27 protein-coding genes and 3 tRNA genes are annotated in these 25,037 nt (G+C 61.0%); 18 read left to right on the forward strand and 12 right to left on the reverse strand.

Annotated features, from left to right (window positions below; translation table 11 throughout):
* Nucleotides 1-2 precede the first annotated feature (2 nt).
* Nucleotides 3-1,160 (reverse strand): two-component system sensor histidine kinase NtrB, encoded by a 1,158-nt coding sequence (locus tag ACO6VM_RS06150; RefSeq protein WP_401058388.1) that lies wholly within the window; start codon nucleotides 1,158-1,160, stop codon nucleotides 3-5.
* Nucleotides 1,161-1,222: 62 nt separating this feature from the next.
* On the reverse strand, nucleotides 1,223-1,531 hold the full coding sequence (locus tag ACO6VM_RS06155; RefSeq protein ID WP_401058469.1) for a hypothetical protein: 309 nt from the start codon (nucleotides 1,529-1,531) through the stop codon (nucleotides 1,223-1,225).
* A 103-nt stretch (nucleotides 1,532-1,634) separates the two neighbouring features.
* Here ACO6VM_RS06155 and ACO6VM_RS06160 point away from each other — a divergent pair, with 103 nt between their 5' ends.
* The 3 genes from ACO6VM_RS06160 (at nucleotide 1,635) to ACO6VM_RS06170 (ending at nucleotide 2,544) form a co-directional block, all read left to right on the forward strand.
* On the forward strand, nucleotides 1,635-1,847 hold the full coding sequence (locus tag ACO6VM_RS06160; protein ID WP_401058386.1) for a hypothetical protein: 213 nt from the start codon (nucleotides 1,635-1,637) through the stop codon (nucleotides 1,845-1,847).
* A gap of 93 nt (nucleotides 1,848-1,940) precedes the next feature.
* A tRNA-Leu gene (locus ACO6VM_RS06165) sits at nucleotides 1,941-2,025 on the forward strand.
* A 105-nt stretch (nucleotides 2,026-2,130) separates the two neighbouring features.
* Nucleotides 2,131-2,544, forward strand: coding sequence for a DoxX family protein (locus ACO6VM_RS06170; RefSeq protein WP_422402922.1), 414 nt, complete (start codon nucleotides 2,131-2,133; stop codon nucleotides 2,542-2,544).
* Nucleotides 2,545-2,574: 30 nt separating this feature from the next.
* Here ACO6VM_RS06170 and ACO6VM_RS06175 read toward each other — a convergent pair whose 3' ends face one another.
* Entirely contained in the window at nucleotides 2,575-2,763 is a 189-nt protein-coding gene (locus ACO6VM_RS06175) for a hypothetical protein (RefSeq protein WP_401058384.1), read from the reverse strand.
* A gap of 350 nt (nucleotides 2,764-3,113) precedes the next feature.
* A complete protein-coding gene (locus ACO6VM_RS06180; protein WP_401058382.1) occupies nucleotides 3,114-3,470 on the reverse strand; it encodes a VOC family protein in 357 nt (118 codons plus the stop codon).
* A gap of 742 nt (nucleotides 3,471-4,212) precedes the next feature.
* Between ACO6VM_RS06180 and ACO6VM_RS06185 the strand changes: the two genes are divergently transcribed.
* On the forward strand, nucleotides 4,213-4,614 hold the full coding sequence (locus tag ACO6VM_RS06185; RefSeq protein WP_401058381.1) for an RDD family protein: 402 nt from the start codon (nucleotides 4,213-4,215) through the stop codon (nucleotides 4,612-4,614).
* Between the two features lie 128 nt (nucleotides 4,615-4,742).
* Nucleotides 4,743-5,045: a hypothetical protein gene (locus ACO6VM_RS06190; RefSeq protein ID WP_422402923.1), complete on the forward strand. Its 303-nt coding sequence runs from the start codon at nucleotides 4,743-4,745 to the stop codon at nucleotides 5,043-5,045.
* Between the two features lie 101 nt (nucleotides 5,046-5,146).
* Here ACO6VM_RS06190 and ACO6VM_RS06195 read toward each other — a convergent pair.
* Together ACO6VM_RS06195 and sohB are read right to left on the reverse strand one after the other, a co-directional pair.
* Nucleotides 5,147-5,220 (reverse strand) — tRNA-Cys (locus ACO6VM_RS06195).
* A 145-nt stretch (nucleotides 5,221-5,365) separates the two neighbouring features.
* The gene (sohB, locus tag ACO6VM_RS06200) at nucleotides 5,366-6,385 is read right to left on the reverse strand and encodes a protease SohB (protein ID WP_401058467.1); all 1,020 of its coding nucleotides are present in this window, start codon (nucleotides 6,383-6,385) and stop codon (nucleotides 5,366-5,368) included.
* Nucleotides 6,386-6,583: 198 nt separating this feature from the next.
* Between sohB and ACO6VM_RS06205 the strand changes: the two genes are divergently transcribed.
* The 4 genes from ACO6VM_RS06205 (at nucleotide 6,584) to ACO6VM_RS06220 (ending at nucleotide 9,726) form a co-directional block, all read left to right on the forward strand.
* Complete coding sequence (locus tag ACO6VM_RS06205; protein ID WP_401058377.1) at nucleotides 6,584-7,297, forward strand: histidine phosphatase family protein; 714 nt, start codon at nucleotides 6,584-6,586, stop codon at nucleotides 7,295-7,297.
* Nucleotides 7,298-7,351: 54 nt separating this feature from the next.
* The gene (locus tag ACO6VM_RS06210; RefSeq protein ID WP_125464629.1) at nucleotides 7,352-7,669 is read left to right on the forward strand and encodes an SCP2 sterol-binding domain-containing protein; all 318 of its coding nucleotides are present in this window, start codon (nucleotides 7,352-7,354) and stop codon (nucleotides 7,667-7,669) included.
* Nucleotides 7,670-7,857: 188 nt separating this feature from the next.
* Entirely contained in the window at nucleotides 7,858-8,925 is a 1,068-nt protein-coding gene (locus ACO6VM_RS06215) for a phosphotransferase family protein (protein WP_401058375.1), read from the forward strand.
* 33 nt (nucleotides 8,926-8,958) lie between these two features.
* Nucleotides 8,959-9,726 (forward strand): SDR family oxidoreductase, encoded by a 768-nt coding sequence (locus ACO6VM_RS06220; RefSeq protein WP_125859149.1) that lies wholly within the window; start codon nucleotides 8,959-8,961, stop codon nucleotides 9,724-9,726.
* Nucleotides 9,727-9,729: 3 nt separating this feature from the next.
* On the opposite strand, the gene ACO6VM_RS06225 is transcribed toward ACO6VM_RS06220, so the two are convergent.
* Nucleotides 9,730-10,551, reverse strand: coding sequence for a class I SAM-dependent methyltransferase (locus tag ACO6VM_RS06225; RefSeq protein ID WP_401058373.1), 822 nt, complete (start codon nucleotides 10,549-10,551; stop codon nucleotides 9,730-9,732).
* A 138-nt stretch (nucleotides 10,552-10,689) separates the two neighbouring features.
* On the opposite strand from ACO6VM_RS06225, the gene ACO6VM_RS06230 reads away from it, so the two are divergent.
* Nucleotides 10,690-11,763, forward strand: a complete 1,074-nt coding sequence (locus ACO6VM_RS06230; protein WP_401058372.1) for a PAS domain-containing protein — start codon at nucleotides 10,690-10,692, stop codon at nucleotides 11,761-11,763.
* An 8-nt stretch (nucleotides 11,764-11,771) separates the two neighbouring features.
* On the opposite strand, the gene ACO6VM_RS06235 is transcribed toward ACO6VM_RS06230, so the two are convergent.
* Nucleotides 11,772-12,122, reverse strand: a complete 351-nt coding sequence (locus ACO6VM_RS06235; protein WP_401058370.1) for a hypothetical protein — start codon at nucleotides 12,120-12,122, stop codon at nucleotides 11,772-11,774.
* Between the two features lie 232 nt (nucleotides 12,123-12,354).
* Here ACO6VM_RS06235 and ACO6VM_RS06240 point away from each other — a divergent pair, with 232 nt between their 5' ends.
* The 4 genes from ACO6VM_RS06240 (at nucleotide 12,355) to ACO6VM_RS06255 (ending at nucleotide 16,534) form a co-directional block, all read left to right on the forward strand.
* Nucleotides 12,355-12,540, forward strand: a complete 186-nt coding sequence (locus ACO6VM_RS06240) for a hypothetical protein (protein WP_110995554.1) — start codon at nucleotides 12,355-12,357, stop codon at nucleotides 12,538-12,540.
* 73 nt (nucleotides 12,541-12,613) lie between these two features.
* Nucleotides 12,614-12,994: a glycine zipper domain-containing protein gene (locus tag ACO6VM_RS06245; protein WP_110995555.1), complete on the forward strand. Its 381-nt coding sequence runs from the start codon at nucleotides 12,614-12,616 to the stop codon at nucleotides 12,992-12,994.
* 167 nt (nucleotides 12,995-13,161) lie between these two features.
* The gene (locus ACO6VM_RS06250) at nucleotides 13,162-14,991 is read left to right on the forward strand and encodes an SLC13 family permease (protein WP_401058368.1); all 1,830 of its coding nucleotides are present in this window, start codon (nucleotides 13,162-13,164) and stop codon (nucleotides 14,989-14,991) included.
* A 115-nt stretch (nucleotides 14,992-15,106) separates the two neighbouring features.
* On the forward strand, nucleotides 15,107-16,534 hold the full coding sequence (locus ACO6VM_RS06255; RefSeq protein ID WP_422402924.1) for a diguanylate cyclase: 1,428 nt from the start codon (nucleotides 15,107-15,109) through the stop codon (nucleotides 16,532-16,534).
* A 1-nt stretch (nucleotide 16,535) separates the two neighbouring features.
* Here the strand turns inward: ACO6VM_RS06255 and ACO6VM_RS06260 are convergent, their stop codons facing one another.
* Nucleotides 16,536-17,297, reverse strand: coding sequence for a sulfite exporter TauE/SafE family protein (locus ACO6VM_RS06260; protein WP_125464638.1), 762 nt, complete (start codon nucleotides 17,295-17,297; stop codon nucleotides 16,536-16,538).
* Nucleotides 17,298-17,396: 99 nt separating this feature from the next.
* Here ACO6VM_RS06260 and ACO6VM_RS06265 point away from each other — a divergent pair, with 99 nt between their 5' ends.
* On the forward strand, nucleotides 17,397-18,296 hold the full coding sequence (locus tag ACO6VM_RS06265; RefSeq protein ID WP_401058363.1) for a LysR family transcriptional regulator: 900 nt from the start codon (nucleotides 17,397-17,399) through the stop codon (nucleotides 18,294-18,296).
* Nucleotides 18,297-18,432: 136 nt separating this feature from the next.
* On the opposite strand, the gene ACO6VM_RS06270 is transcribed toward ACO6VM_RS06265, so the two are convergent.
* Together ACO6VM_RS06270 and ACO6VM_RS06275 are read right to left on the reverse strand one after the other, a co-directional pair.
* Entirely contained in the window at nucleotides 18,433-18,627 is a 195-nt protein-coding gene (locus ACO6VM_RS06270) for a hypothetical protein (RefSeq protein ID WP_125464640.1), read from the reverse strand.
* Nucleotides 18,628-19,091: 464 nt separating this feature from the next.
* Nucleotides 19,092-19,448, reverse strand: a complete 357-nt coding sequence (locus ACO6VM_RS06275; RefSeq protein WP_401058361.1) for an SH3 domain-containing protein — start codon at nucleotides 19,446-19,448, stop codon at nucleotides 19,092-19,094.
* 376 nt (nucleotides 19,449-19,824) lie between these two features.
* Between ACO6VM_RS06275 and ACO6VM_RS06280 the strand changes: the two genes are divergently transcribed.
* A complete protein-coding gene (locus ACO6VM_RS06280) occupies nucleotides 19,825-20,010 on the forward strand; it encodes a hypothetical protein (RefSeq protein WP_422402925.1) in 186 nt (61 codons plus the stop codon).
* A gap of 880 nt (nucleotides 20,011-20,890) precedes the next feature.
* Nucleotides 20,891-23,602 carry an AAA domain-containing protein gene (locus tag ACO6VM_RS06285; RefSeq protein WP_422402926.1) on the forward strand — a complete coding sequence of 904 codons (2,712 nt, stop codon included), beginning with the start codon at nucleotides 20,891-20,893 and terminating at the stop codon, nucleotides 23,600-23,602.
* 413 nt (nucleotides 23,603-24,015) lie between these two features.
* Here ACO6VM_RS06285 and ACO6VM_RS06290 read toward each other — a convergent pair.
* Nucleotides 24,016-24,103 (reverse strand) — tRNA-Ser (locus tag ACO6VM_RS06290).
* 149 nt (nucleotides 24,104-24,252) lie between these two features.
* Between ACO6VM_RS06290 and ACO6VM_RS06295 the strand changes: the two genes are divergently transcribed.
* Nucleotides 24,253-24,924 (forward strand): Bax inhibitor-1/YccA family protein, encoded by a 672-nt coding sequence (locus ACO6VM_RS06295; protein ID WP_125464643.1) that lies wholly within the window; start codon nucleotides 24,253-24,255, stop codon nucleotides 24,922-24,924.
* Nucleotides 24,925-25,037 lie beyond the last annotated feature (113 nt).

Genomic DNA, 25,037 nt, shown 5'->3' on the forward strand with positions numbered 1-25,037 from the left:
TTTTACTCGCCTGTCTGCGGTTGGTCATCGGGGCATGCCGGCAGGTACAGGCTCATGCAGGTACCCTTGCCGGGCTGGCTGGCAACGCGGATGCCGCCATTGCTCTGCCTGGCGAACCCATAGGCCTGGCTGAGCCCCAGACCGGTGCCTTTGCCGAACGGTTTGGTGGTAAAAAACGGCTCGAAGATACGTGGCAACACCTGCGGATCGATACCCGCGCCATCGTCCCGCACGTCGAAACGCACGTAGCGCCCTTGCAAGCCCTCCACTTCACCGGCCAGTTCCACACTGTCGACCACCAGGTCGATCCGTCCCACTGTGCCGATCGCATCCCGGGCATTGAACATCATGTTCAGCAGCACCATCTGCAACTGCCCGGCATCCACTTCAATCGCAGGCAGCTCTGCCTGGATCTGCTCGACCAGTTCGATGTCGTGAGGCAACGCGTGTTCCGCCAGGGCGCGAATGGACCCGGCCACCTCGGCAGGCGGAATCCGTGTGACGCTCAGTTGCCGATAGCGGGCAAAGCTGAGCAGTTGCTGGGTCAACTGAGTGCCCCGCTGCCCGGCATCGAGAATGTGCTCGAGCATACGCCGGGTGCGGCCGGAGTCCTGACTGTTGATGGCCAGGCGGGCGGAACTGAGGATGATGGTCAGCAGGTTGTTGAAGTCGTGGGCCAGGCCGCCGGTCAGTTGGCCGAGGGCCTCGAGTTTCTGTGCCTGGAACAGCTGGGCGCGCATGGCGTCCAGTTGCAGCGCGGAATCCCGGCGATCGGTGATGTCGCGCGTGACCTTGGCCAGGCCGATGATCTGGCCCTGCTCGTCGCGAATGACGTCCAGCGCGGCCAGGGCCCAGAATTGCGTGCCATCCTTGCGTACACGCCAGCCCTCATCCTGCGCCACTCCCTGCTCCAGGGCCTGGCGCAACAGGCGTTCGGGGCGGCCTTCGGCACAATCTTCGGCGGTAAAGAACAGGGAGAAATGCTTGCCGATCACCTCGTCGGCGCGATAGCCCTTGATCCGTTGGGCACCGGCGTTCCACGACACCACATGGCCATCCGGGTCGAGCATGTAGATGGCATAGTCCACCACCGCCTGAACCAGCTGTTCATAGCGCGCTTCGGGCATCACTGACTGGGCGGGCCGGTCCGTTGCTGGCATGCGAACTCCCCAAGCACCGCGATAAGGACATACTGAGCGTAGTCAAAAGTCCTGCAAGCACCCTACCCCATGCGACGACCGTCAACTTCAGGCTCACGCATCGTCGGCACCAGCCTGCGTGGCATTGCCACTTTGAGCAGCCACAGGCCGACCAGCAGGATCACCGCACCGCCGCCCAAGGCCATGAGCCGCTGAGACGCTGAATGCAATTCATCCAGGCCAAGCACCACAAGATAGCTACCCAGCCCCATCAGGCCGACGAAGAGGAAGGCTGCCAGCAGGCAAACCAGCAACAACAACACACGCCAAAACAGCTTCGGGCGCACAACACGCCCTGCTGCGCTGGCCTGGCCTGGGGAAAACGGGGGCATCACGGCTTACTCACTTGGATCCAATGGCGCAAAGGTGGCGCAATGACAGCCTGCTGTCAATTGGCCTATAGTGGCGCTTCGCCTACCTGCAAGGACGCAACACATGCCTTCCAATCAACGCCTGCAACGCCTTCAGGACGACCTGCTGCACACTGCTGCCGAACTCGACACACTGTGCCAGGCACTGGATGGCCACGCCCTGTATCTGCGTCATTCAATCCATAAGACAGATGCTCGGAGCATGGACAACCATGTCCACGACTTGCGCGATTCTGCCTGTGAGCTGCGCGGTATCGCCCACACCATCACGCCCTGAACCTGCAGGCTGGTTGACGTTTCTATAACAATGGGTTATAAAGCGCGCTTGATTGCCAAGGCCATCTATCAATGAGGCGCGGCGATCAACAGTGCGAGTGTGGTGGAATTGGTATACACAGCAGACTTAAAATCTGTCGGCGTGAGCCTTGCGGGTTCGAGTCCCGCCACTCGCACCATCTGTTTTCGATGAAGGCGCCCTTGCGGCGCCTTTTTCATGCCCAGCGGAATTCCGCCTGGCAGCTGCTAGAGTGGAAACTGTCACCGTCCATCGGAGCGCCGCCATGCGCTATGCACTGCTCGAAGGCCAACACGACTTCATTCTGCTGCTTGCCCGGATCTTCCTGATGATCCTGTTCGTACTCGCGGGCTGGGGCAAGCTGACCGGCTTCGAGGGCACGGTCGGCTACATGACCTCCCTCGGCGCACCGGCCCCGATGCTGGCTGCCGGGGTGGCGGTGATCATGGAGTTCCTGGTCGCCATCCTGCTGATCCTCGGCTTCTATACGCGGCCACTGGCGCTGCTGTTCGCCCTGTTCGTGCTGGGCACCGCGCTGCTCGGCCACCCGTTCTGGAACATGGTCGACCCTGAACGCAGCGCCAACATGACTCAGTTCCTGAAAAACCTGAGCATCGTTGGCGGCCTGCTGGCACTGGCCGTCAGCGGCCCAGGGCGCTTTTCGCTCGACCGCCGCTGACCGCCGGATCAATACGCGATTGCTGCGACGTCAATCGTCGCAGTCATCGTGCCAGGCCGGGTGATCCTCCTCGTCATCGAAATCATCCTGAAATTCCTCGTCTTCCTCGACTTCATCCAGCGCCCCCTGCGCATCCGCCTCAGGGTCGAAGCTGTCGTGAAATTCGTGGTCAAGCAGATGGTCGTGCTCGGGCTCTGGCAAATCGTCTTCTTCGTACATCACACACTCCACACACTACAGGCCGCCTGTATAGGCCCTCCGGCGCCAGCGGTCAATGCGGCGGGCAGTTAACCCTGACTTAACCGACCAGGCGCAACCTCAAGGCTCTCCCTTCAAGCACGTTCCAGCCCGCCAGCCCTGGCGGGCTTTTTTTGCCTGAGCCGGAGCCGTGACGCAGTAAAAAGACGCACGAGTGATGAAAAATTCAGTAACGGTTATTGAAACCTGACCTGCCGGGTCTTCACAAAATTCTGACATCTGTGACGGCAGACTGGCCTTGCTTCGATACGTTCTGTTTAACCCGCCTAGATGGCGGGTTTTCTTTTATTCGCTGTTTCGGCCTGATCGCTTCAATCCACAGAAGTCCAGACCGCGAGCTCGTAACCATCCGGATCGATGAAGTGGAACCTCTTGCCGCCCGGAAATGCGAACACAGCCCTGCTGATCTTTGCCCCTGCAGCCTCAAGCCGATGTTGCGTCTCGACCAGATCATCCGCATACAGGATCACCAGCGGGCCACCAGGCCTGACGGGCTCACCAGTAGTGAAACCGCCCGTCAATCGCCCATCCGTAAATTCGGTATAGGTCGGGCCATAGTCCACGAACTGCCAGTTGAAAACCGCACCGTAGAACGCCTTGCTGCGGTCAATATCGCTGACATTGAATTCGATATTGTCGATCTGATGATCTTTGCCTCTGGTTGCCATGTATCACCTCCTTGTTAATGGCGGGAATCTATCACAACCGGGGGTGCACTTCGGGCCAGGGCACCACACAGGTCTAGCCTGTCGCAGATTACCCGGCAGCACCTCAGCGCCTGCTGGCAGGTCTGTACATGAAGCCACTGAGAAAAATGATACAAGCCGGCCCCACCAGGAAACTCAAGCTGGTTCCCGGGCTGATCACCGGCACCACAATCACTAGTGCATACATGCCTATTCCCGCCCAGAGCCGCCGACGGGGCGTGAACCAGGCTCTAAACTTTTCCAATTTTTTGCCCATTACCACATTCCCTATTTGGTAGGCCAAGGTATTCAGTTCCAAAACAAAACTGAAACGGCGCGACTGAAATTACCGCAAGGAACGATTCCTGGGCCATTTCCAATTTCCAGGCATCCTTCTTGTTGATGAAGGCAATCTACCATTGCAGCGCCACAGCACAAGAATCTCGCAACTCAAGGATAAACGTCAGCCAGCCGCTGCCGATACAGCAAGACCCACCTCAACACGTGCATGCTCGAAATGCCCCACTCATGACGAACGCCCAAGCCAGGTCGTGCGCCACTCATTTTTACCAGTGTACTTCGCGACTGTAGCGCGCCGTTGCTACGGACTGATCTACGAGCGCAATTTCAAGTTACCCCAAGCCGGTTAACTCCTGGGCCCTACTCATTCGCTATTTACCACAACACGGAGCACCTGATGGAAGTCTCAAGGACGTCCCTTCTGATGAAACGCATAGGGGCGTACATCATCGACTACGGAGCAATTGTTCTGCTCGGCTTTTGGCTCACCCAGCAAGAACGTCTGTTGTTCGCAGGGCTTGAACTGGTCTTTGTCTATCTATTCCTATATCCGCTATGGGAATGGCTTCTTAAAGGTAGGACACCGGGGAAGCTTGTATTTGGGTTGACCGTCATCAACGGAGCAGGCGACCCACCTACGCTTGTACAAGCCCTGATTCGAGGATTCACCAGACCCATCGAGGCTCCGCTAGGGATCATAACGATCTTCATCTATGCGCAGTCCGCACGATGCCAACGAGTCGGCGACATGCTCTCTAGAACCTATGTCATACCGACCAAGGATCTAGCTCTGCTCCGCGCAACGATGCAGGCATCAAACCTTTGACATAGCATGCAACCCAAGCCCGGCCCAGCGCGGGCTTTTCGTTCGCCGCTTGCCGACAACCGCCCCAAGCATCACTCCCATTTGGTCTACCCTTACCCCTTCCAATCACTCACGCGAAGGGTGCCGAGATGCCCGAGAATGAGAAGCGGAGGTTTGCCGAGGCGCTGGAGCACTGGGCGGAGGCTATTGATGCGATCCGCGCCCGAGAACGTGCCGAGGCCATTGCCTGGGCTGAGGAGCTGAAGAAGGCGCATCTCACGCGGGCATTTCATGCCAGTGACCTGGGCAGGCACCACGCTTGGAAGCATCGCGGCGAGGGGGGAGCGCCAGATGCAAAAAACGGGGCTGGGCGACTGACTCAGGGCACTCGAAATAAGGGAATCAGCGAGCGGGTTTACCGCCGTGTCGACGCCGTCAGCCCCACCAAGTAATGCGCTGATGCGGAAACGATGCCTAAATATGCGGAAATGATCGGCTTTTTCGACCCACAAAGAAAAACCCCGCAGACGTTAATCTGCGGGGCTTTCGAATATGGAGGCCGAGGTCGGAATCGAACCGGCGTAGACGGATTTGCAATCCGGAGCATAACCACTTTGCTACTCGGCCTCAAAGTCGGAGTCAGCTTTCGCTATCTCCTTGAAACTGCTGGGCTTTTTCAAGTTCAGCTGCGTTTCGATGGAGGCCATTATGTCGGCAATCGATTGACCTTGCAACCCCCTTCAAGAAAAAAATCTTCAAGGGGTTCAAGGTGTTAGCGAAGGCGCCCAAGTTTGCTCCACAGCCCTACCAGCGTGTTCTCCACCGCGCCACTGGCAGCCACGCCAATACGCTCCTGCAGGCTCTTGCGCTCGGCAAAACGCAAGTGGAATACATTGGCCTCGCGGGCGCTGCGGCTCAGGTACTCGTCACTGGTGCCAAGCTCATCGACCAGTTGGCGGTTGAGAGCGGCAATGCCCAGCCAGACTTCGCCGGTCGCCACCTCATCGATGTGCAATTGCGGACGGTAGCGGGCAACGAAATCCTTGAACAGCTGATGAGTGATGTCGAGGTCTTCCTGGAACTTCTCCCGGCCCTTTTCGGTGTTCTCGCCGAACACCGTCAGGGTGCGTTTGTATTCACCTGCCGTGAGCACCTCGAAATCGATGTCGTGCTTCTTCAGCAAGCGGTTGATATTGGGCAATTGCGCCACCACGCCGATCGAACCGAGCACGGCGAAGGGTGCGCTGACAATCTTCTCGCCGATGCAGGCCATCATGTAGCCGCCGCTGGCGGCGACTTTGTCGATGCAGATGGTCAAAGGAATGCCGGCCTCACGAATGCGCGCCAGCTGCGAGGCTGCCAGGCCGTAGCTGTGCACCAGGCCGCCGCCGCTTTCCAGGCGCAGCACCACTTCGTCACGTGGTGTGGCCAAGGTCAGCAGCGCAGTAATCTCGTTGCGCAGGCTTTCGGTGGCCGAGGCCTTGATGTCGCCATCAAAGTCGAGGACGAACACCCGGCGTTTCTGCTCGGGCTTTTTCTTCTTCTGTTGCTTCTCGTCCTTCGCCTGCTGCTTGCGCAGCGCCTTGAGCTCACCTTTGTCGAGCAGGCCCGATTCCAGGCGCTCACGCAGCTCTTTAAAGAATTCGTTGAGGCGGGTGACCTGCAATTGCCCACCCGGCTTGCGCCGCCCCTTGCCGCGCAGACCGGCGATAGCCGACAACACCATCAGGATGGCGATCACCAGCGTTGCGGTTTTGGCGAGAAAGCTTGCGTATTCGGCAAGAAACTCCACGTTGACTCCTTGATAGACCAGCGCCAGACAGGCACGAAATGCTTGCAGCATACCGGGCTGCCTGGGCTGCTGCCAGCCGTCGACAACGCCGGCAACACAGTTCAAACGACCTTTTCAAACGCTTGTATGTTTTTTCGTTGACAGCCTTTGCAGGGCATCCTAACCTCGCTGCAACCTCCAACCGGGCCGGACAACTTCGTGGGCAACCTCTACCTGATCCGACATGGCCAAGCCTCATTCGGTGCCGCCGACTACGACGTCCTCTCGGTCGTAGGGCAGCGTCAGAGCCTGGCGCTGGGCGAGCACCTCGCCCAGCTCGGGCTGCACCTGGATCGTTGCATCGCTGGCAGCCTGCGCCGCCAACAGGATACCGCCCGCCTGGCACTGCAAGCCTTGCACGCCAGCGGCAGCCAGGCCCCTGCCATCGAGACCGACCCGGCCTTCAACGAATTCGATGCCGACGGGGTGATCCGCGCCCTGCTCCCCGGCCTGCTGGCCGATGAGCCCGAAGCGCTGCACGTACTGCGCAACGCTGCGCAGAACCGCAGTGAGTTCCAGCGCCTGTTCGCCTTGATGGTACAGCGCTGGCACGCGGGCGAGCATGCCCACGACGACAACCTGGAAACCTGGCAGGCCTTCACTGGCCGGGTGGGTGGCGGTCTGCAGCGGCTGCTCGACAGCGCTGCCAGCGGTGAAAACATCGCCCTGTTCACCTCGGGTGGCACCATTGCCGCCCTGCTCCACCTGACTTGCGCAATCACGCCCGCTCAGGCGTTCGCCCTGAACTGGCAAATCATCAACACGTCGCTCAGCCACCTGAAGTTCCGTGGCCGTGACGTGGTACTGGCCTCCTTCAACAGCCAAGCCCACGTGCAGCTGCTGAGGGCGCCGGAGCTCATCACCTACCGATGAACCCGGCCTGTTTTGTCCCTGCGGACTTGAATATCACTTAATAAGGAAAACACCATGAGCGATGTAGCAAAAGCCGTCGAGGCAATGAAAGCGAAATTCAACCCCGCCGCTGCCGCCGGCCTGGACCTGGTGTTCGGCTTCAACATCACCGACGAAGACAAGCACTACGCGCTGCTCGTCAAGGATGGCACCTGCGAAATCCAGGAAGGCGAGAACGCCGACGCCAACTGCACCCTGGTGCTGGACAGCGAGACCCTCAAGGGCATCGTCAGCGGTGACACCGACGGCATGCAGGCCTTCATGGGCGGCAAGCTGCGCGTCGAAGGCGACATGATGCTGTCGATGAAGCTCAGCGAGCTGTTCCCGGCCTGATCGGCGGCGCGAACTGCGAATGAAAAAACCGAAGCGTCTTGCGCTTCGGTTTTTTTTTGCCTGCCCAGCATCAAGGCCGTTGATCGCCCGGCAACACCCCGACCAATAAGCGTCTGGCACGCTTGTACCAACAGTCATGGGAAATTAGATTAGCCAATAGTCCTTGCTATTGATCATAAGGAAATCGCATGACGATCACCGATCAGTCCACCCAGGTCCGCCCCGGCGAAGAACTCGATGCCGCCGTCATCGATCCCTTTCTGAAGGATCACATTCCCGGCCTTGAAGGCCTGCCGACCATCAGCCAGTTCCCCGGTGGCGCCTCCAACCTCACCTACCTGCTGGCCTACCCGCAGCGGGAATTCGTGCTACGCCGCCCGCCATTCGGGCACAAGGCCAAATCGGCCCATGACATGGGCCGCGAGTTCCGCATCCTCAACCGGCTCAACGAAGGCTTCCCTTACTGCCCCAAAGCCTACGTGCACTGCACCGACGAATCGCTGATCGGCGGTGAGTTCTATGTGATGGAGCGGGTCAACGGCATCATCCTGCGCTCGGATATCCCGGCCGAACTGAATCTTGACCCTGCCCGCACCGAAGCCCTGTGCAAGAGCTTCATCGACCGTTTGGTCGAACTGCACCAAGTGGACTACAACGCCTGCGGGCTGGCCGACCTGGGCAAGCCGGAAGGCTATGTACAACGCCAGATCGAAGGCTGGGCCAGCCGCTATGAAAAAGCCCTGACGCCCGACGCGCCGCGCTGGGAGCAGGTGATTGCCTGGCTGCGCGAAAAAATGCCGGCCGACCACCCGCGCCCAGGCATCGTGCACAACGATTACCGCTTCGACAATGTCATCCTCGACAGCAACAACCCCATGCGCATCATCGGCGTGCTGGACTGGGAGATGGCCACCATTGGCGACCCACTGATGGACCTGGGCAACAGCCTGGCCTACTGGATCGAGGCCAGCGACCCGGCACCGGTGCAACTGATGCGCCGCCAGCCCAGCAACGCACCAGGCATGCTGACCCGCCAACAGTTCGTCGACTACTACGCCGAGCGCGCAGGTATCACGCTCGACAACTTCGACTTCTATTACTGCTATGGCCTGTTCCGCCTGGCCGGCATCGTGCAGCAGATCTACTACCGCTTCTTCCACGGCCAGACCCAGGACAAACGCTTCGCCCAGTTCATCCACATGAACCGCCTGCTGGAGCACATGAGCCTGCAACTGATCGACAAATCCCGCCTGTAAACCCGGCAGCGACAGACAACAAGGAATACAAGCATGTCCAAGACCCAGCTGTTCGACCTCGACGGCAAGATCGCCTTCGTCTCCGGCGCCAGCCGCGGCATCGGTGAAGCCATCGCCCACCTGCTGGCCCAGCAGGGCGCCCATGTGATCGTCTCCAGCCGCAAGCTCGACGGCTGCCAGCAGGTGGCCGAGGCGATCATCGCCGCCGGCGGCAAGGCCACCGCGGTGGCCTGCCACATTGGCGAGATGGAGCAGATCCAGCAGGTGTTCGCCGGGATCCGCGAGCAGTTCGGCCGCCTCGATATCCTGGTCAACAACGCCGCCACCAACCCACAGTTCTGCAATGTGCTGGACACCGATCTGGGCGCCTTCCAGAAGACCGTCGACGTGAACATCCGCGGTTACTTCTTCATGTCGGTAGAGGCCGGCAAGCTGATGCGCGAGCACGGCGGCGGCAGCATCATCAACGTGGCCTCGATCAACGGCGTGTCGCCCGGCCTGTTCCAGGGTATCTACTCGGTGACCAAGGCGGCGGTGATCAACATGACCAAGGTGTTCGCCAAGGAGTGCGCACCTTTCGGTATCCGCTGCAACGCCCTGCTGCCGGGCCTCACCGACACCAAGTTCGCCTCGGCACTGGTAAAGAACGACAGCATCCTCAACGCCGCCCTGCAACATATCCCGCTCAAGCGCGTGGCCGATCCGAGCGAAATGGCCGGCGCCGTGCTGTACCTGGCAAGCAGCGCGTCCAGCTACACCACCGGCACCGCACTCAATGTCGATGGCGGTTACCTGTCCTGAGGTTCAGCCCTTGAGCGCCTGCAGCGTGTAGCTCAGCGGCAGGCGCCAGGGGGCTTCGATCAGGCGCCACTCACCGTCGGCGCCCCTTTCCATCTGCCCCGGCAACGCCTCCCAGGGGATGCTCTGGTGCTCCTCAAGGGCGGTCAGCCGCAGACCATTGCCCAGCAGTGCGCTGATCACCTCGCCCAGCCCGTGGTTCCACTCATGGGTCTCGGTCTGGGCCAGCGCCTGGTCGGTGTCCACGTAGGTCTGTTCGCTGTGCCACACCGTGGGCGCTTCACGCTCGAAATACGGGTAGTCCAGTTGCAGCCGGTCCTGATGGTCCTCGTTGACTGCCATCAGCATCGGATGGCCATCGCGCAGGAACAGGCGTCCGCCCGGCTTGAGCAAGGCCGCCACCGTGCGCGCCCAGCGCTCGATATCAGGCAACCAGCACAAGGCGCCGATGCCGGTGTAGACCAGATCGAAGCTGCCTGCCGGCAGCACCTGCTCGGCACGATAAACGTCCGCCTGCACATACTCGATGCTCGCGCCGCAGCGCCCGGCCAAACTGCGCGCCTGCGCCAGCGACGCCGCCGAGAAATCCAGGCCCCAGGCCTGGGCACCAAGCCGAGCCAGCGACAGGGTATCGGTACCGATATGGCATTGCAGGTGCACCGCGCGCAAACCGCGAAGGTCGCCCAGCCGTGGCAGGTCGAAACGCACGACCTCGGACAAGTGCCCGGGGTCGCGGACGAATGTCTCGACTTCATAATCCTTCGAGGCCGCGTGCAGCGGCGCGCGCTCATCCCAACTGGCGCGATTGAGTTCCAGTGATCGGCTCATGCGGTAGTACATCCCTGTCCTGATGGAGTCAGCTGCCACGTTAACCGCCCCTGCGCCGGCGCGGCAATACCCGTCAACCTGAGGTTGACAGCTCAGGTATACTGCGGCCTTCGGCCCCCGCCCAAGGATCCAGCACCCATGACGGAAAACAGCTTCGCCTTTCGCCTCAAGGAACTGCTCGAACACCACAAGCTGACCCTGCAAGCGGTTGGCACGGCCCTGGGGATATCGCGCACGGCGGTGCACAAATGGACACGCGGCGGCGAGATCGACTACGACAACCTGCGCAAGCTGGCGGACTTCCTCAAGGTCAACTGGATCTGGCTGCGTTACGGCGAGGAAGCCCTGCAAAGCGTGCAGCAGGCCGAGGTGGTCGAGCTGCCGATGACCGATGTGCGCCGGCGCTACACCGCCGAGATCATGGAGAGCGAAATGCGCATGAAGCTGGCCCAGGAAGGCGCGCGCATCGTCACCTGGGAGTGGAACCTGGTCAGCGACGAGGTCACCTACTCGCCCAACGTCGAGGCGGTGTATGGCTGGCCGGTACGGCGCAACGAGGATTTCTGGGCCCATATCCACGCCGAAGACGCCCGCCACATGCAGGGCATGTACGCCCAGGCGGTCGCGCAAGGCACTGGCTGCGAGTGTGATTTTCGCATCACCCGGCCCGATGGCAGCCAGCGCTGGATCGCCTCGCGCGCGACGGTGCTGCAGGACAGCGTCGGGCGCCCGGTGAAGATGGTCGGCATCAGCATGGACAACACCGAACGCAAGGTCGCCGAGGAACACCTGCGCCAGAGCGAGGAACGCTTTCGCGCGATCTTCGAACTGGCCTGGGGGGCATTGGCCTATATCGACCCGGACGGCACCTGGCGACGGGTCAATGGCGGCCTCTGCGAATTGCTGGGCTACAGCGAGGCCGAGTTGTATGCCATGACCTTCCAGCAGTTGACCCACCCCGACGACCTGCCGGACAACCTCGTGCTGCTAGGGCGCATGCTGGCCGGCGAAATCGAGCGCTATGAAGTGGAAAAACGCGTGCGGCACAAGGATGGCCGCTTTATCTGGGTGCGCGCGCGCACTTCGCTGCAGCGGCATGCCGATGGCCAGCCGGAGCACCTGATCAGCGTGTTCGAGGACATCGGTGCCGAGCGCGAAGAGCATGAACGCTTGCAGGCGCATATTGCCGGGCTGGAGGCGCGGCTGCGCTGAGCGCAGCCTTACAGGCAGGTCGCCGCTGCCGCCCGGCGCTGCAGGGCCATGCCGTCGTTGTGCTGGGCGTAGTAATCCACCCGCGTGCCGCCGGCCTGGGCATAGACATCAACGAACGACTCCGCCTCGCGGGTATACACGGTGAAACCGCCCGCCTTGCGCGCTTCAAGGTAGCCGCTGGCATCCACGCCGAAGGTATTCTCTTCCTGCCAGCTGAACTGGATGCACTGGGCGACCACATCCGGGGTCTTGTGCGAGTCCAGGCGCGCGGTCGGCGCGCCGGTACGCGCTGCCTCCATGGTCGACGACGCACAGCCCACCAGCAGCAGCGCCACAGTCATCGGCAGAATCGCTCGCATGTTCCATCCTCGGGACAAAAAAGAACGCGACTCTAGCACGGCAAACCAGGGTTCGGCGTCTGTCCCGACCTGATTCAGTGCCAGCCCTGTGCACGACGTTTCGTCCACCCGCCCTGGCCTGGATGCCGCTTATCGCCAGGGCACCAATATTTTGCGGGGTAAAGAAACCAAATCGATCGGCCAAGGTCTCAGCGAGTACCCGGTAAACCTTTACCGATCAAGGACCTATATCTTGAAGACTCGCCTCGCAAGCCTTTCGCTGATCACCGCCGTGCTGTTGCTTGGCGGCTGCTACAGCCACCACTACCACGACGATGATGATGGCTGGCGCGACGGTGATCGCGGCCACCGCCATCACCACCGCCATGATCGCGATGACGACGACGATCGCCAGTACCGTGACCGCTACCAGCGCTGAAGCGTCTTCCCAACCTTGATTCGCCGCCCGCAAGGCGGCACCCCACCCTGATGATTCCTCTGAGGTTCACAACATGCGTCTGACTCTGCCTTCCCTCGCCCTCGGCCTGCTGCTCTGCCAGGGTGCTTTCGCCGGTGACGGTACCGCGGCCATCGGCGGCGGCCTGGGCGGCGCCTTGGGTAACGTGGTCGGCAAACAGATCGGCGGCAGCACCGGCGCCGCCATCGGCGCAGGCCTGGGCGGCGCGGCCGGCAGCGCCGTCGGCGCACGCAAAGGCAACCGCACCGAGGCAGCCATTGGTGGCGGCCTGGGTTCGGCAGGCGGCTCGCTGATCGGCGGCAAGCTCGGCGGCTCCAACGGTTCGACCATCGGCGCAGGCCTTGGCGGCGCAGCCGGTGGCGCCATCGGCAACCACATGGGTGACAGCAACCGCAAGCACAAGCACCGTCACTGATCGACGCTGACACCCTCGCGGGCGGTGCAGGCTTGATGTAAGGCCGCACCGCCCGCGATCGTTTCGCCCGGCAAAACATTGCAGCACGTCAACGACGCATTCGCGTCAAGCTGCCACACTAGGACCATCGCTTTTCGCGCCCTCGTGTGAAGGAACACCCCCTCCCCATGAACCAAGAGTTGCTCTGGGTCCTCGGCCTGCTGGCCATCGTCGTCGTGCTGTTCATCATCAACCGCCCACGCATGGACGTGGTTGCGTTGCTGGTGATCCTGATCCTGCCGCTCACCGGCATCCTTACCGTGGACCAGGCCCTGGCCGGTTTCAGTGACCCCAACGTGGTACTGATCGCTGCACTGTTCGTGATCGGCGAAGGCTTGGTACGCACCGGCATCGCCTACCGCATCGGCGAATGGATGAGCGAGCGCGCCGGCAACAGCGAGGCACGCCTGCTGGTCCTGCTGATGGTCGCGGTGGCCGGCCTGGGCTCGGTGATGAGTTCCACCGGGGTGGTGGCGATTTTCATCCCGGTGGTGCTGAGCATTGCCGCGCGCCTGAAGCTCCCCCCCAGCCGGCTGATGATGCCGCTGAGCTTCGCCGGGCTGATCAGCGGCATGCTCAGCCTGGTGGCCACGCCACCCAACGTGGTCGTGCACAGCGAACTGATGCGCCACGGCCAAAGCGGCTTCAGCTTTTTCAGCTTCACTCCGTTCGGCCTGGTGGTGCTGGTGCTGGGCATCGGCTACATGCTGCTGACCCGCCACTGGCTCAATGGCGAAGTGCGCAAGGATGGCCGGGTGGAAACCCGCCGCACCCTGCTCGACCTGGTGCTGGACTACAAACTCAACGGCCGCGAACGCCGCCTGCGCATTCGCCCGCACTCGCCACTGATCGGCCATACCCTGGGCGAACTGGAACTGCGCACCCGGCATGGCGCCAACGTGGTCGGCATCGAGCGCCAGCACAAGTTCACCACCCGGGTGATCGCCGCCGACTCGGGCACCGTGCTGCAGCAGGGCGATATCCTGCTGCTCGACCTGTTCGCCAACCGCGACGACCTGCGCAGCCTGTGCCAGACCATGCAACTGGAGCCGCTGCACTTCAAGGCGGCCTACTTCATCGACCAGTCCCAGGAACTGGGGATGGCGGAAGTGTCGCTTCCGCCAGGCTCGCAACTGATAGGCAAGAGCATCCTCGAACTTGCGTTCCGTACCCGCTACGACCTCAACGTGGTGGGGCTGCGGCGCGACCAGTTGGCCATCGAGGAGCAGTTGGTTGAAGAAAAGCTGCGCCTGGGCGACACCTTGCTGGTAGTCGGGCCGTGGAAAGCGGTGCGCCAGCTGCAGGCCAAGCCCCGCGACTTCCTGGTGCTGAGCCTGCCGGCCGAGATCGACCAGGTGGCACCCGCAAGCGCCCGGGCGCCTTATGCCTTGCTGAGTTTGGCAGTGATGGTCGGGTTGATGGTCAGTGGCCTGGTGCCCAACGTGCTCGCCGCACTGATCGGCTGCCTGCTGATGGGCGCGGGGCGCTGCATCGACATGAACAGCGCCTATCGCGCCATCCACTGGCAGAGCCTGGTGCTGATCGTCGGCATGCTGCCGTTCGCCCTGGCACTGCAAAAGACCGGCGGCATCGACCTGGCGGTGGGCGCCCTGGTGAGCCTGCTCGGCGGTGCCGGGCCAAGCGCGATCCTCGCCTGCCTGTTCGCTGTCACCGCCGTCATCGGCCTGTTCATCTCCAACACCGCCACGGCAGTATTGATGGCGCCAGTGGCCATCAGCACCGCGCAACAGCTGGGCATGTCGCCCTACCCGTTCGCCATGACGGTCGCGCTCGCCGCATCGGCCGCGTTCATGACCCCGGTGTCGTCGCCCGTCAACACCCTGGTGCTGGGCCCCGGGCAGTATCGCTTCGCCGATTTCGTCAAGGTCGGGGTGCCATTCACCTTGCTGGTGATGCTGGTGACCGTGCTGATGGTGCCGTGGTTTTTTGGCTTGTAATCTGACGCAGTATTCAGGAAATTCCCGGCGAATTGACATCAATTGGCGACTTGAAACAAACTGACGCGACTTTGCCCCAGGTGCCTACGGTCGTTTTCCTGGATTCCGTCCTCGCTTGCCGGTCGAGCTTATGGTGTCTCCAGTTCCGTCGCGCCTGCTGCCTTTAGCCATCCTGTTCGGCTTGACGCTCGCCCTGACACTTACGGGCATCCTGGCCAGGCCGATCGAATCCCTGTCGCTGTTCTGGCCGGTCAACGCCGTGCTGGCCGGGGTCTTGCTGCGCAACCCACGCCAGGCCACGGTGCTCGGCTTCGGCCTGATCTACCTGGGGATGGTCGCTGCCGACCTGGTCACCGGCTCCGCCTGGCAACCGGCCCTGTGGTTCAACCTGTGCAACCTTGGCGCCATCCTCAGCATCTGGTACCTGATGGCCCGTTTGCCACGGGTGCACAGGCGCCTGCGCACACCCCACGGCACCCTGTGCCTGTTCGGCGCCTGCGCTGTCGGTGGCATGGTGGCCGCCAGCCTGGCCTGCGTCATGGCCGCGCCGTGGTTCGAGCAGTCATTGCGCGCCACCTGGCTGGCCTGGTTCAGCGAGCAGTTCTCCACCAGCGTGCTGGTCCTGCCGGTACTGCTCACCGCCCCCTCGCCCCGCGCTTTCACCCGCAGCGGCAGCCAGCCGATCTCCCTTGCCCCGCTGCTGGTGTTGCTGGCCTCGCTGGCATTGAGCATCTTTTTCGGCGGACCGGGGGCGATTGCCTTCCCGATCGCCGCCCTGCTGTGGTGCGCCTTGAGCTACTCGCCTTTTCTCGTTTCGTTGCTGACCCTCACTGCCGGCAGCACCTTGATCGTTGCCGTGGCGCAGAACCTCATGCACTTCAGCGTGCCGCAGAGCGAGCCGGGCGTGACCACCTTGATGTCGGCACGCCTGGGCATCGCCATGCTGGTGCTCGGCCCGCTGGTGGTGGCCTGCGTGAGCAATGCCAACCGTAGCCTGATGGCGCGCATGGCGCACCAGGCCACCATCGACCACCTCACCGGCTCCCTCACCCGCAGCGCCTTCACCCGCCGTGCCAACGGCCTGCTCGACAGTCGTCAGCAGCAGGCTCCAGCCCTGCCGTTGACCTTGATGATGCTCGACATCGATCATTTCAAGACTATCAATGACCGCCACGGCCACGCAGTGGGAGACCTGGTACTGCGCCAGTTTGCCGACACCCTGCACGACCAGCTGCATGACGGCGAACTGTTCGCCCGCCTGGGTGGCGAGGAGTTCGCCATTGTCGTCCCGGGGCTGGCGCCGGAGTTGGCCAGGTTCACTGCCGAACGCCTGCGCCGGGCCGTCCAGGACCTGCAGTTCGCCGAGGCCGGGCAGCGCCTGCAGATCACGGTCAGTATCGGCATCGCCGGTTGCAGCGGTGATGTTGTCGCGCCCAGCCTCGACGTGCTGCTGGCCAGGGCCGATCAGGCGCTCTACCGCGCCAAGGCCCACGGCCGCAACCGTATCGAGCTGGACGAGGTCCAGCGCCAGATAGTGGTCTGACTCAGCCGCTGAACAGGTCCCAGCTCAGCTTGGCGATCAGCACACAGAGCAGGATCAGGAACAACCCGCGTACGAACCCCGCCCCCTTGCGCACCGCCAGCCAGGTGCCCGTCAGCGCGCCAAGGATGTTGAACAGCGCCATCGGCAGGGCAATCGCCCACAGCACATTGCCCGAAGGGATGAAGAACACCAGTGCCGCCAGGTTGGTGGCAATGTTCACCAGCTTCGCCGAGGCCGAGGCATGCAGGAAGTCGAGGGCGAAGAAGCGAATGAACAGGAAGATCAGGAAACTGCCGGTACCCGGCCCGAACAGGCCGTCGTAGAAACCGATGGCGCCACCGATCAACACCGCCAGGCATTGCTCCTTGCGGCCGATGACGGTGGGCTTGTGCAAGGTACCGAAGTCCTTCTTGCAGAAGGTGTAGACGGCCATCAGCACGATCATCGCCAGCACCATCGGCCGCATCACGCTGGCCGGCACCAGCGACACCGTGGCCGCGCCGCAGAACGACATGACGAAGGCGCTCAGCGCCGCCGGCACGATCAGCCCCCAGTCAAGCTGCACCTTGCGGATGAACGAGCGCGCGGCAAAGCTGGTGCCACAGACCGACGCCAGTTTGTTGGTACCCAGCAGCGCGGCCGGCTGCGCAGTGGGCAACACGTTGAACAGGGCCGGGATCTGGATCAGCCCACCGCCACCCACGGCGGCGTCGATCAGGCCAGCGGCGAAGGCAAACAGCGAAAGCAGGGCGATATCCATCATGTCGGCAGTCCAGGCGGCAATAAGCAGGCCGCCAGACTAATCAAAGCGCCGCACTTGTGTTGAAATGCCACGTTGCGAAAACTGCAACGAGGAAAGCCCATGGCCCTGGACATGCTGCGTGAGATCCAAGCATTCGTCAGCGTTGCGCACAAGCGCAGCTTCGTCAGCGCAGCCCGCGCCCTGGGCCGCTCTCCCAGCGCCGTTACCCGCGCGGTGCAGGCGCTGGAAGATAACAGCGGTGCCAAGTTGTTTAACCGCAGCGCCAGCACCGTGACCCTCACCGAAGCCGGCGAACGCCTGCTGCCCCACGCCGAGCGCTTGCTGGATGTGCAACGCGATGCCGCCGATGAACTGGCCGCGCTGGCGGGCAGCGCGCAGGGCTGGATCCGCCTGGCCGCACCCGAGGTTCTGGCCCAGCAGGTACTGCCGCAGGTACTGGCCGAGTTCTCCAGGCGGCATCCACAGGTGACCCTCGATGTGCAGTTCAGCGACCAGGCGCTCGACCCGCTGCTGGGCAAGCTCGACTTCGTCATCCGCGGCGCATTCCCTCAGTCAAGCGAGCTGATCGGCTACCCGCTGTGGAGCTACCGTCGACACCTGTATGCCAGCCCGCAGTACCTGGCTCGCGAAGGCACACCCCAGGGGCTGGAGGATCTGGAGCGGCACGCACTGATCCTGCACACCGCGCCACGCATCCTCAAGGCCTGGCACTTCTGCCGCGAGGGGCACATCACCAGCCTGCGGCCACAGCCACGTTTGCGCCTGGGTTCAGGTGTCGCGGTGCTGCAAAGCACCCTGGCCGGCGCCGGCATCGCCCGGCTGGCCGACTGGCTGGCCGAACCCGAGGTGCGCGCCGGGCGCCTGGTGCGGGTCTGCGCCGATTACCACCTGACCTCCAGCACCGGCCAGGACCCGCAGATGCATGCGCTGTACCCGACTGGCGACGTGCCGGCGCGGGTACGCGAGCTGCTGCAGGCCCTGCGCGCCGCGCGTCCGTGAGCTCAAAAACAGAGGGTGAAAACGCTGTTCACTTTCTGCTCAATTTGACAGAAGCCACGGACCACAAGGCCCAGGGAACTTTATCCACAGACCTACCCACGTTTTTTGTGGACAGTTTCGGCAACGCTTGCAGGATTTATCTGAGCTTCAGCAACGCCGTATTGGCCAACCTGACCATTTCGATCCATTCACTTGCACTGATCACTCCAGAATGCTCCAACGCTTCGGCACTGCGCAGTGCCTGATCGTAGTCCTCCTCATGCAGGATGCCCTCTGCGAGATAGCGACTGCGCCACTCCAGCATCGCTGCAGTGTCTTTCTTGCATTCCATAGTGCGTATTGTCTCCAAGGCAGGTGATCGGCCCGTGTTCCCGGGCCCTTTTTACGGGGGCGGGAGAGTACACGAGCACCTTGCACTTGAGAATGACTTGCAGCTACCGCCTGTCTAGACGACAGCGGCAAATGGCCAAGGGCCGGAGGGAGAAAATCGAGCCCGCCTTGATGCCAGACGGGCTGAGGGATGAAGCGTGGGTTTTCAACCTGGCGGAATGGTACCCAGCAAACCGATCATGATAGTCAGCAGCAGAAAACCACCCAGGAACAGAGCAAGCTTGCCCATCGGAACCTCTACAGTGTGATAACGGAACAGCGGGGCCGGCCGATGCGGGTGCAGAGCAGCGCAACCGGCCCGGCGTTTGCCGGTTCGCAAGCGCCGGGCCTGGCAGGTATTGTCGGCTCGGCGCTGATACGGTTACAGATTCAGGTTCGTGGAAAAAAAGCAGATCAGATGAGCTTTCAGGAGCCCAGCATGCGCAGTTTCTCCTGCGGTAGCCAGCCCAGTTCGCCGTTACGCAAGTTGCGGCACCACAGCCAACCGTTCAGTGGCCGCAGGCCTTCCACCTGCTGGCCCGGGTCGATGTCCAGTTCATGGGCGCAATAAGCCTCCACCGCCCTGCCCCGATCGACGCCGATCCGCTCGATCACCTGTGCCGGCACCCAGCCCGGCGCCTGCCCGCTGCAACTGCACAGGTACCAGTCCTGCCAAGGCTCCTCGCCCTCGTAGCGCTGACCGATGTCCAGCAACGTGCCGCCGGCGAAGGTGATGGGGGTGGGGTATTCGCTGCGGTGGTGCTCTATCACGACGTACTTCACATGCCTCTCCCTGGCGGTGAAAAGGGTCGATGCTAGCAGAAACCGCCAAAGCGGGAGCGCCGGGGCCAGCAACTTCCCGTGCAAGGCAATTGCAACATATCGTTTCGGCTCATTAGAAGACGTCCTACGGCGTCAAGTTCGTTATCGACGCTGCGTGTAAGGCTTAAGCCCAACCATGCCAAGGTTTCTGGCGCGACCGTTGGAGAACACCCAAAAATCAAGCCCTGATCTATTCGTAGGACCAATCTGAGTGTTCTGTAGCCGAGTTATCGCCAATTCAGGAAGCGTGTATGAATGATCAGTATTGGCACGCGGAATGAGCTGATACCTTCGTTGGCACTAACAACGGCAAGGAGGCCCTTCATATGAGATCGACATGGATCAGTACCACACCTCCGCCCTTTCCCTGCAAAAACATCTGCTGAACCTGTGCCAGGAGCTGGCGCGGCTGAAGGCACACGGCCAACTGGAAAAGGCCGATCACCTCGCCGGGTTGATCGCGCATATCGAACTGACGCTGGCTGACATGGCCTCGCCCTTCAGGTCACCGACGTTGCAGTGAACACAGGGGCTGGGCGAGCGTTTGGCCTTGAGGGTGGAAACTAGGTCTTGTACGAAAAGTACGGTCATCCACCGTTGTGGGAGCGGCGGTGCGCCGATGCGACTTGTCCCGCGATCTGCCGCAACGCGGCAGCAAAGCCCGAATTTGCGGCGTATTTGATATCGGGCACAGAAGCGTTTCGCACTCCATCGCGGGGCAAGCCCGCTCCCACAAAACTTTTCGTACAGAGCCTAAGGCTCGAGCAGCATGCCACCCACCCTCAGGCATCAGGAAGATCCGACACGTGCACGACGCACCATCTCATTCCGGGACCGTACACCTAATGAAGTTCTATTTAGATCCAGGTGTCCCGGATAATGAATTGGTTTCAACCTTCGACAAGCAGTACATCAGTAATGTGGGTAGCGTGGAATCAGGAAAAGGGTGAGGCTGCATCAGTCGCGCCAAAAGCTCTTCAACCCCTCAGAAACTGCCTGGTGCAACCCTCGCATGGATGAAGACTGCTACATCAACAGCAAGAGGGTGCCGATAGCCGATTTGGGTAAATGGCTACAGGAAAATCAGCGAATCGAATGCCAACCATATAGGCAGACACTGCGAGGCCATTCTCCGCTTTGATGACAGGGAGCAGCCACTGGGCTATCTATTGAAGAAAAATCCTGAGCGTTGTTGAGTCCGTGAATGGCATCCGCGTAGCAATGCTGGCAATAAGGAGCGAATGCCTCTTATTAACCTCACTTCAAATGTTTTTTGACCTACAGAGAAACGTACAAACCAGCTATCGACCTTGCACACAAGGGTGGCACTATGACATCTCACTGGAAAAGCAGCATTCGGCACAAGACGTAACCGAATTTCATGTGCAAGGGAACAAAGGAATATGGCTTCGATTCAGGTGGATGGTGAGGACAAGACCGCAAAGATCAGCGACTGGACGATTCGCTGGAGCGACAAGCACGAAACATTGGAACTGACCTGTCATTTCCCCTCCAGTAAAAAATACACCCGCCCGCTCAATAGCTGCCGAGTGTCACCCTACCGCGAGTTGAGCAATGTACTGCTCACTAAAGCCGGCAGCACGATAGTAACGCCCATCGACAAAGCTGTGATCTACGGTGAGCGATATGCCGTGGTGTACTATCCGGGAGCCAACCGGCCCTATGTCCACAAAATGGACGGCATCGTATTTACCGCCCCTACCTCGATCAAGGAAACGCCGGTCTTCAACTATTTCACGACCGTTGCGAAAGCCCGACAGGCTCAAGCACAGTCGAAGGCTGATGGTGACATAGCCAGCAATGTCGTGACTCAGCTTGGAAAACTGCCTGCCGTCGCTAGCACTGCCTTGCAAGCCTATTGCACAGGGCGCAACGGCACGCTGGCGCCAGGTCAGGGACTCATTTATCCGTTCGGACTGAACGAAAGCCAGTACCAGGCAGTCGAGCGGGCGTTCAGCGCGCAAATCAGCGTGATCGAAGGCCCGCCAGGAACCGGCAAGACCCAGACCATTCTCAACATCATCGCCAATATCCTGCTGCGCGGACAGACGGTGGCGGTGCTGTCCAACAACAATGCGGCCGTGGAAAACGTCTACGAAAAGCTGGAGAAATGCGACCTGGGCTACCTGGTAGCCAAGCTTGGCAACACGGATAACCGCGAGGCCTTCTTCGCCAACCTGCCTGCGTGGCCCTCCAGCACGCCCGGGCCGGCACCGTCCCTTCAAGAGATCCAGGCTTTGCTGAGCCGCTTGAAGCAGTACCTGCAAGACCACAACAGAGTGGCACAACTGCAGATCGAACTGGACGAGTTGGTCATCGAGCGGCGCTACCTGCAGCAGTGGCAGGCAGAAAACGGTGTGCAGGCCACAGGTTCGCTGGACAAGTACGGGCATACCCCGCGCAAGACTGCCGACCTCATGGCCTACTTGGCGCACCTTGGCGAGCAGCGCGTTCAGCTCAAGGACCGCATCGAACTGCTGTTCAAATTCAGAATCTTTCGCACCAGACTGTTCGCCGAGGGCGAGGCGCGCATGGCCGCGTTCAATGCTCTGCAGATGCATTACTACGACAAGTCAGCACAGGAAAAGGAAGCCGAGCTGCGGACGTGCCGTGAATCCTTGGCGCAAGCAAACTTCACGGCCTTGCTGAAAGAGCTGACAACAGCGTCCATGCACCATCTGAAACAGCATCTGCAAGGCCAGGCACCGCCGCATGGCAGCTTCGATGCCAAAACCTACCGCAGGGACTTCAATGCCTTCTTGCAGCGTTTCCCTATCCTGGGCAGCGGCACGCACTCCATCGTCAACTCGATTGCGCCGGGGGCGATCCTCGACTACGTGATCATCGACGAAGCTTCCTTGCAGGACATCGTGCCGGGCATCCTGCCGCTGGGCTGCGCCAAGAACCTGATCGTCGTCGGCGACAACCGCCAGTTGCCGCATATCCCTGTGAAGCTGGGGCTTCAGGCGCCGACCGAGGCCTACGATTGCGAGCAATTCAGCCTGCTGGATTCGTGCATTGCCGTGTTCCAGGACGCATTGCCAAGGACCCTGCTGAAGGAGCATTACCGATGCCACCCCAGGATCATCCAGTTCTGCAACCAGCAGTTCTACGACAACGCCCTGGTGCCAATGACCGTGGATAACGGCGAAGAGCCCCTGCGCCTGATAGTGACCGCCAAGGGCAACCATGCACGCAAGAACACCAATCTTCGGGAGTTGGATTCCTTGCTAAAGGTGCTCGAAGATGAGGGGCAGCCCGTCGCAGTGGATGGTGAAGGCCGCGGTTACATCGCCCCGTTCCGAGCACAGGTCGGTCTCTCCGACAAGTACCTGCCGGCCGACTTCGTCAATGACACCGTGCACAAGTTTCAGGGACGCGAGTGCGACGAGATCGTCTTTTCTACCGTGCTGGACAAGAAGCGCTACAACCAGGCGCAAGGACGCCTGGATTTCGTCGACGACCCGCGCATGATCAACGTGGCAGTGTCGCGGGCCAAACATCGCTTCACCTTGGTGACCGGTGACGAGGTGTTCACCGACAACAATGGCCACATCGCCGCGTTGATCCGCTACATCAGCTATTACGCGCAGGATGAGCAGATCGTGCGTGCGCCTGTGGTGTCGGCATTCGACTTGCTGTACCGCGAGTACGACCAGTCTCTGGAGCGCCTGCACGCCCGTCTGCGGCCCGAGGATTCACGCTACAAGTCCGAGCAAATCGTGGCGCAATTGCTGCGCGAAGCGCTGTCGGACCCGGCGTGCCAGGCGTTGATGTACCACACGCAGATCCAGCTGGATAAGCTCGCTTCGTCGAGTAACCCCGAGTGGACGGAAACCCAGCGGGCGTTCATGAGGCGCGCCAGTTGCGATTTCGTGATCTATTTCAAAGTGGGCAAGACCCCGATAGGGGTAATCGAGGTCGATGGCGGGTATCACGACCACCCCGTGCAGGCAGTTCGGGACGCCATGAAGAACGAGATCCTGGCCGGAAGTGGTATACCCATTCTGCGCCTGCGAACGGTTGAGAGTGGTATTGAGAGCAGAATTGCCGCGTTTCTTGGGCAGTGGTCCAAGCCTACTATCGCCCCCTAGACGCCACTGGAGCGATCGCACGACGAATTTGCCGGGCCATCGAACAGGGAGGCTTGGTTTGGCGACAAGAGCTGGCTCTCATGCGGGTCGTGGGTTCCGATATCAGGATGCTGTTGCGGCAAGCCTTGCCGTGGAAAGTTTTGTCGGCCTGCCTGGGTACCCAACACAACAGTTGAAGAAGCCAGGCAGGGTATGACCAGCTTCCACATGCGATACAACCGAATCAGGCTACACAGTTACAACAACCTGTCGCCAATAGCTATGGAGCTGCAGGCAGCTTGATCACCGTAACTGGTGTCCGGAAAAACCGGACCACAACACTTCCGAAATAAACCATTCCCCAGGGTGTTCCCATGAGTGGTTTTCTACACCCCAAAAACGCAAAAAGCCCTGAATAATCAGGGCTTTGAATATGGCGGAAGCGTAGAGATTCGAACTCTAGGATAGTTGCCCATCGACGGTTTTCAAGACCGTTGCCTTAAACCACTCGGCCACGCTTCCAGCTGGTTTTGCGGCGGCAATAATACCTTAATGTAACAAGCTGTCAAACTCTCTGTGTCGCGGGTTGCGGCAGCTCTGGTATGCTCCAGCAACCATACGTTTCATTCGCCAGGCTTCAACGCCTGGGTACACACCAAAGGAGTGTCGCCATGCGCGAACAGGATTACGCCGTCCACCACGGCCAGCAGGTCGAGCAGCAGGAGATCAGCAAGGTCCTGCGCAACACGTACAGCCTGCTGGCGCTTACCCTCGCCTTCAGCGGCATCATGGCCTTCGTCTCGCAGCAGATGGGCTTTCGCTATCCCAACGTGTTCGTCGTGCTGATCGGCTTCTACGGCCTGTTCTTCCTCACCGCCAAACTGCGTGATTCGGTCTGGGGCCTGGTATCGACCTTCGCCCTCACCGGCTTCATGGGCTTCATCCTCGGCCCGATCCTCAACCGTTACCTGGGCATGAGCGGTGGCGCCGAAGTCGTCAGCTCGGCATTCGCCATGACCGCACTGGTCTTCGGCGGCCTGTCGGCCTACGTACTGATCACCCGCAAGGACATGAGCTTCCTCGGTGGTTTCATCACCGCTGGCTTCTTCGTCCTGCTGGGCGCCGTGCTGGCCAGCTTCTTCTTCCAGATCAGCGGCCTGCAACTGGCGATCAGCGCCGGCTTCGTACTGTTCTCGTCGGTCTGCATCCTGTTCCAGACCAGCGCCATCATCCATGGCGGCGAGCGCAACTACATCATGGCGACCATCAGCCTGTACGTGTCGATCTACAACCTGTTCATCAGCCTGCTGCAGCTGTTCGGCATCATGGGCCGCGACGACTGATTCAAACCCGTCAAGCAGCCAGGAAAAGCCCGCTTCGGCGGGCTTTTTCGTGGCCGATGAAAAGGCCGCACAAACTGACCTTTAAGTCAGCTTCATCCGCGATTGTGACGCTA

This window comes from Pseudomonas sp. GZD-209 (assembly GCF_049310485.1).
GTDB lineage: Bacteria > Pseudomonadota > Gammaproteobacteria > Pseudomonadales > Pseudomonadaceae > Aquipseudomonas > Aquipseudomonas sichuanensis.